The following is a 15195-nucleotide window of genomic DNA, read 5'->3' as shown; positions in this document are numbered from 1 at the left end:
CCCGCCGGCACCGCTCCACCCCGCCGGGCCCGCTCCACCCCGCCGCAACGGCGATCAGCCGCCGCGGCGGATTTCGGCGGTGCCGGACCGGGCGGTGGATCTCCGCGGGACGGTGGGGGCCGGGCGCGCAGTTCCCCGGGCCCCTCAGGTCGGCCGGCAACCCCGGCACTCGCAAACACAGCGCCGCCACCCAAAACGCCCACCCCCCAGCCGAGCGAGTCGGGTGGAGGGTGGGCGGAGGGGGTGGCGTCGGGCTAGCAGCCCAGGAGGCGGCCCGCGAGGTAGGACTCGATCTGGTCGAGAGAGACCCGCTCCTGCTTCATGGAGTCGCGCTCGCGGACGGTGACCGCGTTGTCCTCGAGCGTGTCGAAGTCGACGGTCACGCAGTACGGCGTACCGATCTCGTCCTGGCGGCGGTAGCGCCGCCCGATCGCACCGGCGTCGTCGAACTCGATGTTCCAGTGCCCGCGCAGCGCCTGGGCGAGCCCCTTGGCCTTCGGGGACAGCTCGGCGTTGCGGGACAGCGGCAGGACCGCGACCTTGACGGGAGCGAGGCGGTGGTCGAGGCGCAGCACCGTGCGCTTCTCCAGCTTGCCCTTCGCGTTCGGCGCCTCGTCCTCGACGTACGCGTCCAGCAGGAAGGCCAGCATGGCCCGGCCGACACCCGCCGCCGGCTCGATGACGTACGGCGTCCAGCGCTCCTGGGCCTCCTGGTCGAAGTAGGAGAGGTCCTGGCCGGAGGCCTTGGAGTGGGCGTTCAGGTCGTAGTCGGTGCGGTTGGCGACGCCCTCCAGCTCGCCCCACTCGTTGCCGCCGAACTGGAAGCGGTACTCGATGTCAGCGGTGCGCTTGGAGTAGTGGGAGAGCTTCTCCTTCGGGTGCTCGTACCACCGCATGTTCTCCTCGCGCAGGCCCAGGCCGGTGTACCAGTTCCAGCGCTGCTCCATCCAGTACTCCTGCCACTTCTCGTCCTCGCCCGGCTTGACGAAGAACTCCATCTCCATCTGCTCGAACTCGCGGGTGCGGAAGATGAAGTTGCCGGGCGTGATCTCGTTGCGGAAGGACTTGCCCATCTGCGCGATGCCGAACGGCGGCTTCTTGCGCGAGGCGACGTGCACCTGGGCGAAGTTGGTGAAGATGCCCTGCGCGGTCTCCGGACGCAGGTAGGCGACGGAGCCGCTGTCCTGGGTCGGGCCGAGGTGGGTGGAGAGCAGGCCCGAGAACTGCTTGGGCTCGGTGAACTGGCCCTTGTTGCCGCAGTTCGGGCAGTTCACGTCCGCCAGGCCGTTCTCCGGGAGGCGGCCGTGCTTGGCCTCGTAGTGCTCCTCCAGGTGGTCCGCGCGGAACCGCTTGTGGCACGAGGTGCACTCGGTCAGCGGGTCCGTGAAGGTGGCGACGTGACCGGAGGCCACCCAGACCTCGGGAGCCAGGATGACGGACGAGTCGATACCGACCACGTCCTCGCGCGACGTCACCATGTAGCGCCACCACTGGCGCTTCAGGTTCTCCTTGAGCTCGACACCCAGCGGCCCGTAGTCCCAGGCGGCACGCTGGCCGCCGTAGATCTCACTGCACGGGAATACGAAGCCACGGCGCTTGCTCAGGCTGACGATGGTGTCGATCTTGTCGGCGGCCACGGTGCTCTCTTCATTACGACGACGGGCGACGAAGCGAGACGCTTCAGAGCGAATGCTTCAGGGTACCGGCGGGGCCTCCCCCTCAACCAAATCGGTTCCCCTCACCGGCCTCTCACCCGAGCTTGTTGACAACGGTTTCCATGTTTGTTGAAAATGACTCTCATGAACGTACGACGACGCCTCATACCCGCGGCCGCCGCGACCACCGTCACCGCACTCGGCATAGCCACCCTCACGGCCTGCGGCGGCGACGCCACGGCGGCCCAGACCGGGAAGTTCGACGTCGTCGCGTCGTTCTATCCGATGGCCTTCCTCGCCGATCGGATCGGCGGCAGCCACGTCCACGTCACCAGTCTCACCCAGCCCGGCCAGGAGCCGCACGACCTGGAGATCAGCCCCAAGCAGATCATCGGGATCGAGAAGTCCGACGCGGTCCTCTACCTGAAGAACCTCCAGCCCTCCGTCGACGACGCGGTCGCCCAGTCGTCCGTCGGGACGAAGATCGACGCGGCATCCCTGACCACGCTGGAGAAGCACGGCAACGAGGTCGGCGGGCACGCGGCCTCCCACGACACCTCCAAGAACGAGGAGCTGTCCGGCCTCGACCCGCACATCTGGCTCGACCCGGTGCGCTACGCCCAGGTCGCCGAGGGCGTCGGCAAGGCCTTCGAGAAGGCCGACCCGGACCACGCCGCCGACTACCGGAAGAACACCGCGGCCCTGGTGAAGAAGCTGGACGACCTGAACACGCAGTTCAAGAACGGCCTCGCGGACACGAGGTCCAAGGTCTTCATCACCACCCACGCCGCCTTCGGCTACCTCGCCGAGCGCTACGGCCTGACCGAGGAGGCCATCAACGGCCTCGACCCCGAGTCGGAGCCGAGCGCGGCCCGCGTCAGGGACCTGGAGACCATGGCGAAGGCCGACGGCGTCACCACCGTCTTCTACGAGACGCTCGTCAGCGACAAGACCGCCAAGACCATCGCCGCCGACTCCGGGCTCAAGACCGACGTCCTCGACCCGATCGAGGGCATCACCGCCAAGTCCCGCGGCCGGGACTACTTCGCGGTCCAGGAAGCCAACCTCAAGGCGCTCCAGCAGGCACTGGGCGCCAAGTGACACGCCACGGGACAGGAGACGACGACATGAGCGGCGAGCCCGTCATATCCCTGCGCGGCGTCACCGCCGAGCTGGGCGCACGCCCCGTCCTGCGCGGCATCGACCTCACCGTGCTCCGCGGCGAGGTCGTCGCGCTGCTCGGCGCGAACGGCTCCGGCAAGTCGACCGCGATCCGCACGATCGTCGGCCAGGTGCCGGCGAGCGGCGGCGAGGTCGAGCTGTTCGGCACCCCCCGCCGCGCCTTCCGGGACTGGTCCCGGGTCGGCTACGTCCCGCAGCGCACCACAGCGGCGGGCGGGGTCCCGGCGACGGTCACCGAGGTCGTCTCCGCCGGCCGCCTCTCCCGCACCCGCTTCGGCCTCTTCCGCAGGGCCGACCACGCGGCCGTACGGCACGCGCTCGGCCTGGTCGGCATGGCGGACCGGGCCAAGGACAACGTGGAGGCGCTCTCCGGCGGCCAGCACCAGCGGGTGCTGATCGCCCGGGCGCTGGTCGCCGAGCCCGAACTGCTGATCATGGACGAGCCGATGGCGGGCGTCGACCTGGCCAGCCAGGAGATCCTCGCGCGGACCCTGCGCGACCAGGTCGAACAGGGCACCACGGTCCTCCTCGTCCTGCACGAACTGGGCCCGCTGGAGCCCCTGATCGACCGGGCGGTCGTCCTCCGCGACGGCTGCGTGCTGCACGACGGGCCGCCGCCCCGCGCCGTCGGCCAGCACGCCCTCCCCGGCCACGACCACGTCCACCCCCACGACGAGCACACACCACTGCGCACGGGACTGCTGAGCTGATGGACTTCCTGAACTACGCCTTCATGCAGCGGGCCCTGCTCGCCGCCGTCCTGGTGGGCATCACCGCCCCCGCCGTCGGCATCTACCTGGTCCAGCGCCGCCAGGCCCTGATGGGCGACGGCATCGGCCACGTCGCGATGACCGGCGTCGGCCTCGGCTTCCTGCTCTCGACGTCCCCCGTCTGGATGGCGACGGCGGTGTCCGTCCTGGGCGCGATCGTGATGGAGCTGATCCGCTGGTACGGCCGCACCCGCGGCGACATCGCCCTCGCGATGCTCTTCTACGGCGGGATGGCCGGCGGCGTGATGCTGATCAACCTCGCGCCGGGCGGCTCCAACGCCAACCTGATGTCGTACCTCTTCGGCTCGCTGTCGACGGTGTCCGAGTCGGACGTGACCGCGATCTGCCTGCTGGCGGCCTTCGTCCTGCTGGTCACCCTCGGCCTGCGCCGGCAGCTGTTCGCGGTCAGCCAGGACGAGGAGTTCGCCCGGGTGACCGGCCTGCCGGTCCGGGCGCTGAACCTGCTGACGGCGATCACGGCGGCGGTGACCGTGACGGTCGCGATGCGGGTGGTGGGCCTGCTGCTGGTCTCCGCGCTCATGGTCGTCCCGGTGGCCGCGGCCCAGCAGCTGAGCCGCAGCTTCGCGGCCACGTTCGCGATCGCCGTGGCGATCGGTGTGACGGTGACGATCGGGGGCACGATCACGTCGTACTACCAGTACGTCCCGCCGGGCGCGATGATCGTCCTGCTGACCATCGCGGCGTTCGTCCTGCTGAGCGTGGTGGCCACCCCGCTGGCCCGCCGACGCGCCCGCGCGGCGGCCGCGCGGCGGCCCGCCGGGGATCCCGCGGAGTGCGCGATTCCGGCCACCAGGGGGGCTGCCGACGAGGTCGGCGTCTGAACGCCCTCGGCCGGGGCTGGCACAATGGCCCGGCAGAGGCAGTGACGTGAGGAGGCAACCGGTGACGACCGCTGGACAGCCCGTGAAGGGCCGCTCGACCCGTCAGCGGGCAGCCGTGGCGGCGGCCCTGGACGAGGTCGAGGAGTTCCGCAGCGCGCAGGAACTGCACGACATGCTCAAGCACAAGGGCGACTCGGTGGGCCTGACGACGGTCTACCGCACCCTCCAGAACCTCGCCGACGCCGGCGAGGTCGACGTCCTGCGCACGTCCGACGGCGAGTCGGTGTACCGCCGCTGCTCCACCGGGGAGCACCACCACCACCTGGTCTGCCGCGTGTGCGGCAAGGCGGTGGAGGTGGAGGGCCCGGCGGTGGAGAAGTGGGCCGAGGCCATCGCCGCCGAGCACGGGTACGTCAACGTCGCCCACACCGTCGAGATCTTCGGGACGTGCGCGGACTGCGCAGGGGCCGCGGGGAGCTGCTGAGCTACACGCGCGCGAGGTGCCGGTCGAGGATCGCGCGCAGCCGGTCGGCGTCGGCGGGGTCCTGGAGACCGCGCTTGGGCAGCACCGTGAAGCAGGAGACGTTCTTGTCGTCGCTGTAGGTGAAGAAGGCGTCCTCGGTCTCCCGGTAGCGGGGCTGCGCCGACCAGTTGAGCGACGTCGTGCTGTTGTCGTTGGCCAGCGTCAGCCCGGCGTCCGTCACGGTCGCGCGAAACGTGCCGTTGCGTGCGCCGAGCTTCTGGAACGCGCGGGCCTGGAGCCGGGGTGTGAAGAACACCAGGATCGCGGCCAAGGGCATCAGGACCAGCAGGAACCAGTTGGGCTTGTCGCGCCCCGCCAGGGAGAGCGAGGCGTTCAGCACAAAGGCGAGCGCCACGACCACGAAGGCCCAGCGCCGCGGCCGCACCCACCGCCGCCGCAGCCGCTCGCGTTCCCGCAGCGCCCCCGTGAAGTCCTCCATAGCCGGCTCGTAGACCAGCTCCACCACGCCTTGTTCGGCGTCCCGCCCCATGTCCATGACCATGGGGCGGATGGTACCGGCGCAGGTCAGTTCCGGTCGAAGCAGTTCTCCAGCTCGTTCAGGTCGTAGAACGTGCTGCGCTTCCAGATCGGCTCGCAGGCCGCCCTGAAGGCGATACAGGTGTAGTCGACGCCGGGGGTGGCCGCCTTCTCGCAGGCGCCGAGTGGCCGTCAGATGCCGGAGGGGTTCTCCTCGGTACGGCCCTCCATCGCCAGCAGCTCCTCGTTGGGGATGGCGCCGCCGAACCGCCGGTCACGGGAGGCGAATTCGACGCACGCCCGCCACAGGTCACGGCGGTCGAAGTCGGGCCACAGCACGTCCTGGAAGACCATCTCGGCGTAAGCGCTCTGCCAGATCAGGTAGTTGGAGGTGCGCTGCTCGCCGCTGGGCCGCAGGAACATGTCCACGTCCGGCATGTCGGCGTAGTACATGTGCTTCTGGATGGTCTTCTCGGTGATCTTCGACGGGTCGAGCCGGCCCGCCTTCACCTCCTCGGCGATCGCCTGCACCGCGTCGGTGATCTCGGCCCGGCCGCCGTAGTTCATGCAGAAGTACAGGGTGAGCAGGTCGTTGTCCTTGGTCTGCTCCTGGGCGACCTGGAGCTCCTTGGCGACCGACTTCCACAGCCGGGGCATCCGGCCCGCCCAGCGCACCCGGACCCCCAGTGAGTCGAGCTGGTCGCGGGACTTGCGGATGAAGTCGCGGTTGAAGTTCATCAGGAAGCGGACCTCTTCGGGCGAGCGCTTCCAGTTCTCGGTGGAGAAGGCGTACAGGGAGATGTTGCGCACGCCCATCTCGATCGCGCCCTGGAGCACGTCGAGGACCTGCTCGGCGCCGACCTTGTGGCCCTCGGTGCGCGGCAGCCCGCGCTCCTTCGCCCAGCGGCCGTTCCCGTCCATGACGATCGCCACGTGGTTCGGGACCAGCTCGCCCGGGAGCTTGGGCGGGCGGGCGCCGGACGGGTGCGGTTCCGGCGCCTTGTACTCGCGGCGCCGGCGTCCCAGGATCCCGCGTACGACCATGTGCTTCTCGTCTCCCTCTGGCTTTTCCCGCTAGCTCTTCCCGCTAGCTCTTCTCCACGTACCTGAGCGAGCGCAGCCCGCGCTCCAGATGCCAGTGCAGGTAGGCCGACACCAGCCCGCTGCCCTCCCGGACGTGCCGGGCCTCGGCCGCGTCCGCCGTCTCCCAGTCTCCCGTAAGCAGCGCGCCGAGCAGAACCAGGGTCTGCGGCGAGGGTACGACGCTGCCGGGCACCCGGCAGTCGACGCAGATGCTGCCGCCTGAGGCGACCGAGAAGAAGCGGTTCGGGCCGGGCATGCCGCACTTGGCGCAGGCCTCGAAGCTGGGCGCGTAGCCGTTGACGGCGAGGGAGCGCAGCAGGAAGGCGTCGAGGACGAGGTGCGGGGCGTGCTCGCCGCGGGCGAGGGTCCGCAGGCCGCCCACGAGCAGCAGGTACTGCTGCACGGCCGGCTCGCCCTCGTGGTCGGTGAACCGCTCGGCGGTCTCCAGCATGGCCGTCCCGGCCGTGTACCGCGCGTAGTCGGTGACGATCCCGCCGCCGTACGGCGCGATGGTCTCGCTCTGCGTGCACAGCGGCAGCCCGCGCCCCACCAGCTCGCTCCCCCGGGCGAAGAACTGCACGTCGACGTGGGAGAAGGGCTCAAGCCGGGCCCCGAACTTCGACTTCGTCCGCCGCACCCCACGAGCCACCGCCCGCACCCGGCCGTGCCCGCGGGTGAGCAGGGTGATGATCCGGTCCGCTTCACCCAGCTTCTGGGTGCGCAGCACGATGCCGTCGTCGCGGAACAGGCTCATGGGCCCATTCTGCCCTGCCGCCGGAAGGGGCCGTCGGGCGAGGCGGACTTCAGGAGGCCTCGCCGCGGCTGCGGGCGTGGGCGGTGGCCGCGCCGAGCCGTTCGGCCTGGGTGGCGACGCGTACGGCGTCCGGGGGCGCGTCCCACTCCCGGCCTCCCCCGTACGGCCGCAACTGCACGTAGGGGCCCTCGTGGCCCATGACGATGCCCAGCCGTCCGGTACGGGTGTCGACGGCACAGGAGCCGATGGGGAGGTTCATCGCGTTCACCTCACCTGGCTCCCCCGCCCCTGGCAATTTCACGCTTCGCATCACCGGTGTGGCGCTGCGTGCCTAGACTCGGCCGGAGTCTGTCCCGGGCTCCGGGGTGGCGTTCACATCAGGCCGGCGCCCGCGAGGTACTTCGCCACGCACTCGGTCTCCTCCTGGGACAGCGGCACCTGCGGCTCGGCGGTTGCGGGGCAGTCGATCACCCCGCGCAGGTGCAGCGCCGCCTTGAACGCCCCCAGCCCCGCCGAGCTGCCGCCCATCCGGACCGGGTCCCCGACGCCGGTCATCCGGAAGAGGCCGCACAGCCGCTCCTGCTCGGCCCGCGCCCGGTCCCAGTCGCCCGTGCGGCAGAGCCGGTCCAGGCGGACGTACCCGTCCGGGTCGACGTTGGCGAGCCCGGGGACCGCCCCGTCGGCGCCCAGCGCGAGGGCCGAGTCGACGGTCAGCTCGGACCCCGTCAGCGCGCTGAACCCGGTCAGGCCCCTGCTGCCGGTGACGACCTCGCGGAAGCCCGCCAGGTCGCCGCTGGAGTCCTTCAGCCCGGCCAGCACCCCGTCGGCGGCGAGTGCGAGTACCAGGTCGGCGGGGAGCTTGGTGTGGACCGCGACCGGGATGTCGTAGGCGATGACCGGGACCGGGGACCGCTCGGCGACCAGGCGGAAGTGGCGGGCGATCTCGGCGGGGTGGGTGCGGGTGTAGAAGGGGGCGGTGACGACGACCGCGTCCGCGCCGGCCGCCGTGACGGACGCGACGTGGTCCAGGACCCGGGGGGTGGTCATGTCGATGACGCCCGCCAGGACCGGGAGCCGGCCTGCCACGTGGCCGGCCACCGTCTCGGTGACCAGCCTGCGCTGCCCGTCCGTCAGGTACGCCGCCTCCGACGTCGACCCGAGCACGAACAGGCCGTCCACCCCGGCCGCCGTCAGATGGTCGACGAGCCTGCGCAGGGAGGCGACGTCCACCTCGCGGTCCGGTGTCAGGGGCGTGCAGACGGGCGGTACGACACCGGTGAGCGGGGTGGGCAGCGTCATCAGGTCTCCCTGGGCAGGCTGTGGCTCGGCTGGTCCTCCTCCACAGGATCCACGGGGTGGTGGCAGCGGTAGCGGTGACCGGGCCGTGACGCGGCCGAGAAGTCAGGCATGCGGACGGCACACTCGTCGTCCGCCCGCCAGCAGCGGGTGCGGAACGGGCACCCGGACGGCGGCCTGGTCGCCGACGGCACCGGCCCCGTGAGCGGGATCGGGTCGATCGGGTTCAGCAGGCCCGGGGTGGCCGAGAACAGGGCCCGGGTGTACGGGTGCCGGGCGTGGCCGGTGACGTCGGCGGCCGGGGTGTCCTCGACGATCCGGCCCAGGTACATGGTGATCACCCGGTCGCTCATCCGCCGTACCGTCTGGATGTCGTGGGAGACGAAGACCATGGCGAGGCCGAGGCGTTCACGCAGGTCGAGGAGGAGGTTGAGGATCTGGGCGCGGACCGAGACGTCCAGTGCGCTGGTCGGTTCGTCCGCCACCAGCAGGTCGGGGTCCAGGGCGAGGGCGCGGGCGATCGCGACGCGCTGCCGCTGGCCGCCGGAGAGCTGGCCGGGCAGCGCCTCGGCGAGCGCCCGGGGCAGGCCGACGAGGCTCATCAGCTCCCGCACCCTGGCCTCCCGTTCGGCCTTCGTGCCGCGCTCGTGGACGTCCAGCGGGTCACGCACGATGCGGCGGACCGGCAGGCGGCGGTTGAGGGCCGTCGACGGGTCCTGGAAGACCATGCCGGTGCTCGCACCGACCGTCGTCCGCCGTTCGCCCTGCGGCATCGCCCACAGGTCCCGGCCGTGGAAGGTGACCGTGCCGGCCGTCGGCCGCTGGATGCCGACCAGCACCTTCGCCAGCGTCGACTTCCCGCACCCCGACTCGCCGACCACGCCGACCGTCTCGCCGGGCGCCACGGTGAGGTCGGCGCCGGTCAGCGCGTACACCCGGTCCCGGCCGAACAGGCCCCCGCCGCGGGCCCGGTGGACCACGTCGACGCCGGTCAGCCGCACCGCGCTCATGTGACCGCCTCCGCGCTCGCCGCCAGGTCGACGGCCGGGTGGTGGCAGGCCGCGGTGTGGGTGGGGGTGCCGGTGAGGCCGGGTGGTGTCATGCGGCAGATGTCGCTCGCGGCCGGGCAGCGGTCGCTGAAGCGGCACCCCGCGGGGAAGCCGGCGGGCGACGGGACCACGCCCCTGATCTGGGTGAGCCGCTCGGCTCCGGACTCCAGCGACAGCACGCTGCCGAGCAGGCCGCGCGTGTAGTGGTGGGTGGGGGCGCCGACCAGTTCGGCGGTGACGCCGGTCTCGACGATCTGGCCGCCGTACATCACCACCACGCGGTCGGTGACGTCCGCGACCAGGGCGAGGTCGTGCGAGACGAGGATCAGCGCGAAGCCGAGTTCCTCGCGGAGGCGGAGGAGGAGTTCCATCACCTGGGCCTGGACGGTGACGTCGAGGGCGGTGGTGGGTTCGTCGGCGATGATCAGGCGGGGGTCCCGGGAGAGGGCCATGGCGATGAGGACGCGTTGGCGCTGGCCGCCGGAGAGTTCGTGGGGGTAGCTGCGGAGCGTGCGATCCGGATCCAGGCCGACGAGGGTGAGGAGTTCGGCGGGGGTGCGGTGGCCCCCGCGTCTCACCAGCTGTTTGAGCTGTGCGCTGACCGTCATGGAAGGGTTCAGGGAGGACAGGGCGTCCTGGTAGACCATCGCGATCTCGTGGCCGAGGAGGCGGCGGTGGGGGGTGGTCAGGTCCACCGGCGGCTGCGGGTGCGTCGTGGCTGGTCGCGCAGTTCCCCGCGCCCCTGACGGGGCGCTGCGGTCCCGTCGGTCGAAAAGGATCTGGCCCGTCACCCTGGTCGTCTTCGGTTGCAGGCCCATGACGGTCAGGGCCGTCAGGGACTTCCCGCAGCCCGATTCCCCTACCAGGCCCAGGACTTCGCCCGGATACACCTCGAAGCCGATGCCGTTGACGATGTTCACGCCGCGGTGGCGGTCCGGGAAGGCGATGGTGAGGTTCTGCACGGACAGGACCGGTGGGCCGTCATGGGAGGGGAGCGGGCGGGCACGGGCCCGGAGCCGTTCGGCGGCCTCGGTCAGTGAAGGCAGTTCCAGGGCCTCCCCCGGATCGGGTGCCTCTACGGGGTCCGGGGCCGGCTCGGTCTCCCTGCCCGCCGGTGATGCCCACGCGTCCGAGACGCCCTCGGAGAGCATGTTGAGGGAGAGGACCGTGAGGAGGATGAGCAGGCCGGGGAAGAGGGTGGCCCACCAGCCGCCGGTCAGGACCAGGTTCTTGCCGTCGGCGATGACGCTGCCCCAGGAGGGGTCGGGGGGCCGGACGCCCGCGCCGATGAAGGAGAGGGACGCCTCGAAGACGATGGCCTCGGCGACCTGGACGGTGCAGAAGACGAGGACGGGGGCGAGGCAGTTGACCGCCACGTGGCGGACGACGATGTGCGGGGTGCGAGCGCCGATGACGCGTTCCGCGGTGACGTAGTCCTCGCCGTACTGGTCGAGGACGTTGGCGCGCACGACCCGGGCCACCGGCGGGGTGAAGAGGAAGGCGATCGCGCAGATCAGGACCGTGATGCCGCCACCGAAGACGGCGACGAGGACGGCGGCGAGGGCGATGCCTGGGAACGCCATCACCACGTCCAGGCAGCGCATCAGGGTCTCGTCGACGGCCTTGCGGGAGGTGGCCGCGAGGGCGCCGAGCAGGGCGCCGGCCACCAGGGCGAGGCCGGTCGCACCGAGGCCGATGGCGAGGGACCAGCGGGCGCCGTACATCAGCCGGCTGAGGATGTCCCGGCCCAGGCTGTCCTGGCCCATCCAGTGGGCGCCGGAGGGGTGTCCGGTGCCGTCGACGGGGGCCTGCTGCGCAAGGGGGTCGTCGGGGGCGAGGAGGGGGGCGAACACGGCCACCAGGACGATCACGGTGAGGAAGGCGAGGGCCGCCTTGGACAGCGGTGACAGCCTGCGCAGCCGTACGCCGGGGCGGGCGAGGGCGGTGGTGAGGGCCGCGCGGGTGAACGTCGTCATGTGGCCTCCCTCAGGCGCGGGTTGACCAGCAGGTAGAGGACGTCGATGACGAGGTTGACGACGACGAAGCCGGTCGCGGTGGTGAGGACGACGCCCTGGACGACGGCGGGGTCGCCGTTCTGGACGGCGTCGATCATCAGCTTGCCCATGCCGGGCAGGGCGAAGATGGTCTCGATGACGACGGCGCCGCCGAGCAGGTAGCCGACCCGCAGGCCGAGCACGGTCAGCGGGTTGACCAGGGCGTTGCGCAGGACGTTGCGGCCGACCACGACGTGGGGTGGCAGGCCGCTGCCGATCGCGGTGCGGACGTAGTCCTTGTCGAGTTCCTCGACCACCGAGGTGCGGACGATCCGGGTGAGCTGGGCGGCCACCGGGAGGGAGAGCGCGAGGGCGGGCAGGGCCATGGTCCTCAGCCAGCCGGAGACGGAGTCCTCGGGGTTGATGTAGCCGCCGGACGGGAACCAGCCGCGGTCGACGGCCAGGTACTGGATCATCAGCAGCGCCAGCCAGAAGGCGGGGGCGGCGACGCCGACCAGGGAGAGGACGCGGATGGCCTGGTCCGGCCAGCGGTCGCGGTGGACGGCCGCGGTGACGCCGCCGGCGAGGGCCAGGACGACGGCGATGCCGAGGCCCAGGAAGGTCAGCTGGAGGGTGAGCGGCAGGGCGGTGAGCACCTGGTCGAGGACCGGGGTGCGGGTGAGGGCGCTGGTGCCGAGGTCGCCGTGGAGCAGGCCGCCGACGAAGTGGACGTAGCGCAGCGGGAGGGGGTCGAGGAGGCCGTTGCGTGCGCGGAAGTCGTGGAGTTGCTGCGGGGTGGGGTTGGCGCCCTGGAAGAACGCGGACGCCGGGTCGACGTCGGAGAACCGCATCACCAGGAACACGAACAGGGCGATGCCGAGCAGCAGCGGCACCAGCAGGGCGGTGCGGCGCAGCAGGATGCGCAGGACGGCGGTCATGCCGTCAGGCCCACTTTGCGGTGAGGACGTTGATGCCCGGGTAGGGCTGTGCCCTTATGCCGGTGAGTCTGCGCGGGTCCCAGGCGGTGATCAGCTCGTTGTGGACGACCGGGTAGAGGACGGCCTGTTCGGCGACGACGTCGATGTAGTCCTGGATCATCGTCTTCTTCTTGTCCGGGTCCGGTTCGCGGGTGGCCGCGTCCATGTCCTTGAAGAGCTGCCTGGCGACAGCGTTGCCGGCCCAGCGGGCGTAGCCCATCCACAGGTTCCGGGGGCCGTAGTTGTAGTGCATGATCAGGTCGGCGTCGAGGCCGAACTGGTTGGGGTTCGAGACGGCGGCGACGACCTGGTAGTCCTGTTTCTGGTCCATCTTGGTGAACACGGCCGTGGTCTCCTGCGGGGACAGGGTGGTGGCGACGCCGATCGCGTCCCAGGACGACTTGATGGTGGGCAGGCAGTCGACGAGCCAGCTCACGTTGGACGCGAGGATGTTCACGCGCAGGCCGCTGACTCCGGCCGCCCTCAGGAGCGCCTTCGCCCTGTCGGGGTCGTGGTCGTAGACCGTCTTCGCCCGGCGGTAGGCGGGGTTGGTCTCGTTCAGGAACGAACTCGCCGGCTTTCCGTGGCCCTTGAGGGCGACCTCGACGATCTTCGCCTTGTCGATGGCGTAGTGCAGGGCCTGGCGGACCCGGACGTCGTCGAAGGGTCTGTGCTGTGTGTTGAACATCAGGAACGCGTTGTTCATCCCGGCGCCGCCGCCGACCGAGAGGCCGCCCTGTTCCAGGCGGGGGATGTTGGCGTAGGGGATGTTGTCGGAGATCTGGGCGCCGGCGTCGGCCCCGGAGATCCGCGCCACGCGGGAGGCGGCGTCGACGATCGTCAGCCAGTTCATCTTCCGGAAGGCGGGCCTGCGGGGGCCGTTGTACCTGTCGTACGCGGCGAAGGTGGTGTTGGACTTCGGGTGGTGCCCGGTCTGCCGGTACGGTCCGGAGCCGACCGCAAGGCCCTTGATCGCGTCGTCCCAGGCGCCGGGCCGGGAGAAGACGTGCGCCGGCATGATCTTGGCGAGGGTGAGGCGGGCGACGCCGTCCGGGAAGGGGAACCTCAGCACCAGGTCGACGGTCCGGGCGTCGACCTTGCGGGCCTCCTTCAGCCAGCTCGCGAAGAAGCCCTGGGCGAGGGTCTGGGTGCCCGGGTCGAGGATCCGGTCGAAGACGAAGACGACGTCGTCGGCGGTGACCGGTCTCCCGTCGTGGAAGGTGGCCCCGGAGCGCAGGGTGAACCGCCAGGTGGTGGCGTTCGCGTCGGCGGGCAGCCGGGTCGCCAGCGCCGGGTAGGGGGCGCGGGTGATCGGGTCGGTGTCGGCCAGACCCTCGTAGATGTGGTTGTTGGCGGCCATCGCGAACGCGGACGCGGTCTGGGTGGGGTCCCAGCTGCCGTCGTTGCCGTAGCCGATCACCGCGGTGAGGGTGCGGTCGGAGCCGCTGCCGCCGAGGTCGATCGTGGACTTGGGGCCGCACGCCGTCAGCGTCGTCAGCGAGGCGGCCGCGCCCAGGGCCCCGGCGTGTTTCAGGAACGTCCTGCGGCCGTGGGTCGCCTCGTCGCGCACGGTGCCTCCAGCGTGGGGGAAAGGAGACGTCGGACGTCCGGTGTTAGCGCGACCATAAGAAAGGCTTCGTGGACGGTCAAGGCAAGGCGCGCGAATGGCGTAAACCGCCAGAGGTGGGACCAATGGCGCCGCAACGGCGGGACCATGCGGCCCCCTGCGCACGGAAGTCGGCGCCGCCCGCACGAGTGACGGCCGACGCCGGGTTGCTACTTCGCGAGGAGAAACCGAGGGCCGGGCGCCCCCGAAGCAGCGCCCTCGCTGCAGCGCCCCGAAGGGGCGCGGGGAACTGCGCGACCAGCCACGACGGCGCCGCGGCCGACAAACGGCCTACGGCACGTCACGTCCCCGATGACCCCCGAGACAATTAATGTACGCTGAGTCCATATAAGCGGGAACGCGGTCGGGAGGCAGCGCATGGAGCAGCGGGCGGAAGGCACGCCGGTGCGGCGGGGGCGCGGGCGGCGGCCCGCGGACGAGGTGCGGGCAGACGTGCTCGCCGCCGCGGGCGCGCTGCTCCTGCGCGACGGCCTGGCGGCCTTCACCTTCGAGCGGGTCGCCCAGGAGGCCGGGGTCAGCAAGACGACCCTGCACAAGTGGTGGCCCTCGCGCGGCACGCTCGCGCTCGACGGCTACTTCCACGCCGTCGAGTCCGCCCTCGCCTTCCCCGACACCGGCGACATCGGGGCCGATCTGACGTCTCAGGTCCGCGCGTTCGTCCGGCTGCTCACCGGGACGCCGGCCGGGCGGGTCATCGGCGGGCTCATCGGCCAGGCGCAGACCGACCCCGACCTGTCCGCCGCCCTGCTCCAGCGCTACACGGGGCCGCGCCGCGAACTGGCCGTGACGGCGATGCGGCGCGCCCAGGACCGCGGCCAGCTGCGCGCCGACGCCGACCCCCAGGTCCTGGTCGACCAGCTCTGGGGGGCCTGCTACCACCGCCTGCTGCTGCCCGACGAACCCCTCACCGAGGAGTTCGCGGACCGGCTGGTCGCCAACCTGCTGCACGGGGTCGGCACCGGCTGA

Annotated in this window: 15 protein-coding genes; 5 read left to right on the top strand and 10 right to left on the bottom strand. The window is 71.3% G+C overall.

Annotated features, from left to right (window positions below):
* Positions 1-254: 254 nt before the first annotated feature.
* Positions 255-1637: a glycine--tRNA ligase gene (locus ACFY0K_RS13660; RefSeq protein WP_351954936.1), complete on the bottom strand. Its 1383-nt coding sequence runs from the start codon at positions 1635-1637 to the stop codon at positions 255-257.
* Positions 1638-1799: 162 nt separating this feature from the next.
* Here ACFY0K_RS13660 and ACFY0K_RS13655 point away from each other — a divergent pair, with 162 nt between their 5' ends.
* The 4 genes from ACFY0K_RS13655 to ACFY0K_RS13640 all read left to right on the top strand — a co-directional run bounded on the left by ACFY0K_RS13655 (position 1800) and on the right by ACFY0K_RS13640 (position 4933).
* Positions 1800-2756 (top strand): metal ABC transporter substrate-binding protein, encoded by a 957-nt coding sequence (locus ACFY0K_RS13655; RefSeq protein WP_390639954.1) that lies wholly within the window; start codon positions 1800-1802, stop codon positions 2754-2756.
* Positions 2757-2782: 26 nt separating this feature from the next.
* Positions 2783-3547 (top strand): metal ABC transporter ATP-binding protein, encoded by a 765-nt coding sequence (locus ACFY0K_RS13650; protein ID WP_390639953.1) that lies wholly within the window; start codon positions 2783-2785, stop codon positions 3545-3547.
* The gene (locus ACFY0K_RS13645; protein ID WP_390639952.1) at positions 3547-4449 is read left to right on the top strand and encodes a metal ABC transporter permease; all 903 of its coding nucleotides are present in this window, start codon (positions 3547-3549) and stop codon (positions 4447-4449) included. Before ACFY0K_RS13650 ends, ACFY0K_RS13645 begins: the two co-directional genes overlap by 1 nt.
* A 61-nt stretch (positions 4450-4510) precedes the next feature.
* Complete coding sequence (locus ACFY0K_RS13640; RefSeq protein WP_390639951.1) at positions 4511-4933, top strand: Fur family transcriptional regulator; 423 nt, start codon at positions 4511-4513, stop codon at positions 4931-4933.
* A gap of 1 nt (position 4934) precedes the next feature.
* Here ACFY0K_RS13640 and ACFY0K_RS13635 read toward each other — a convergent pair whose 3' ends face one another.
* From ACFY0K_RS13635 to ACFY0K_RS13595, 9 genes are all read right to left on the bottom strand, one after another.
* The gene (locus ACFY0K_RS13635; protein WP_390639950.1) at positions 4935-5474 is read right to left on the bottom strand and encodes a YcxB family protein; all 540 of its coding nucleotides are present in this window, start codon (positions 5472-5474) and stop codon (positions 4935-4937) included.
* Between the two features lie 167 nt (positions 5475-5641).
* On the bottom strand, positions 5642-6493 hold the full coding sequence (locus ACFY0K_RS13630; protein WP_382723255.1) for an isoprenyl transferase: 852 nt from the start codon (positions 6491-6493) through the stop codon (positions 5642-5644).
* 43 nt (positions 6494-6536) lie between these two features.
* A complete protein-coding gene (gene recO / locus ACFY0K_RS13625) occupies positions 6537-7286 on the bottom strand; it encodes a DNA repair protein RecO (protein WP_351954943.1) in 750 nt (249 codons plus the stop codon).
* Between the two features lie 49 nt (positions 7287-7335).
* Positions 7336-7545 (bottom strand): hypothetical protein, encoded by a 210-nt coding sequence (locus ACFY0K_RS13620; protein WP_093508346.1) that lies wholly within the window; start codon positions 7543-7545, stop codon positions 7336-7338.
* A gap of 113 nt (positions 7546-7658) precedes the next feature.
* Positions 7659-8585 carry a dihydrodipicolinate synthase family protein gene (locus ACFY0K_RS13615; RefSeq protein ID WP_351954945.1) on the bottom strand — a complete coding sequence of 309 codons (927 nt, stop codon included), beginning with the start codon at positions 8583-8585 and terminating at the stop codon, positions 7659-7661.
* On the bottom strand, positions 8585-9592 hold the full coding sequence (locus ACFY0K_RS13610) for an oligopeptide/dipeptide ABC transporter ATP-binding protein (RefSeq protein ID WP_390639949.1): 1008 nt from the start codon (positions 9590-9592) through the stop codon (positions 8585-8587). The genes ACFY0K_RS13615 and ACFY0K_RS13610 overlap by 1 nt, the downstream gene beginning before the upstream one ends.
* Positions 9589-11607, bottom strand: coding sequence for a dipeptide/oligopeptide/nickel ABC transporter permease/ATP-binding protein (locus tag ACFY0K_RS13605; RefSeq protein ID WP_390639948.1), 2019 nt, complete (start codon positions 11605-11607; stop codon positions 9589-9591). Before ACFY0K_RS13605 ends, ACFY0K_RS13610 begins: the two co-directional genes overlap by 4 nt.
* A complete protein-coding gene (locus ACFY0K_RS13600) occupies positions 11604-12563 on the bottom strand; it encodes an ABC transporter permease (RefSeq protein WP_390639947.1) in 960 nt (319 codons plus the stop codon). Before ACFY0K_RS13600 ends, ACFY0K_RS13605 begins: the two co-directional genes overlap by 4 nt.
* Positions 12564-12567: 4 nt before the next feature.
* A complete protein-coding gene (locus ACFY0K_RS13595) occupies positions 12568-14172 on the bottom strand; it encodes an ABC transporter substrate-binding protein (protein WP_390639946.1) in 1605 nt (534 codons plus the stop codon).
* A 414-nt stretch (positions 14173-14586) separates the two neighbouring features.
* Between ACFY0K_RS13595 and ACFY0K_RS13590 the strand changes: the two genes are divergently transcribed.
* Complete coding sequence (locus ACFY0K_RS13590; protein WP_390639945.1) at positions 14587-15195, top strand: TetR/AcrR family transcriptional regulator C-terminal ligand-binding domain-containing protein; 609 nt, start codon at positions 14587-14589, stop codon at positions 15193-15195.

The organism is Streptomyces sp. NPDC001507 (genome assembly GCF_042894765.1).
Classification (GTDB): Bacteria; Actinomycetota; Actinomycetes; order Streptomycetales; family Streptomycetaceae; genus Streptomyces.
The sequence above is the reverse complement of the archived record's forward strand: the minus strand, read 5'-3'. Positions and strand labels throughout refer to the sequence as shown.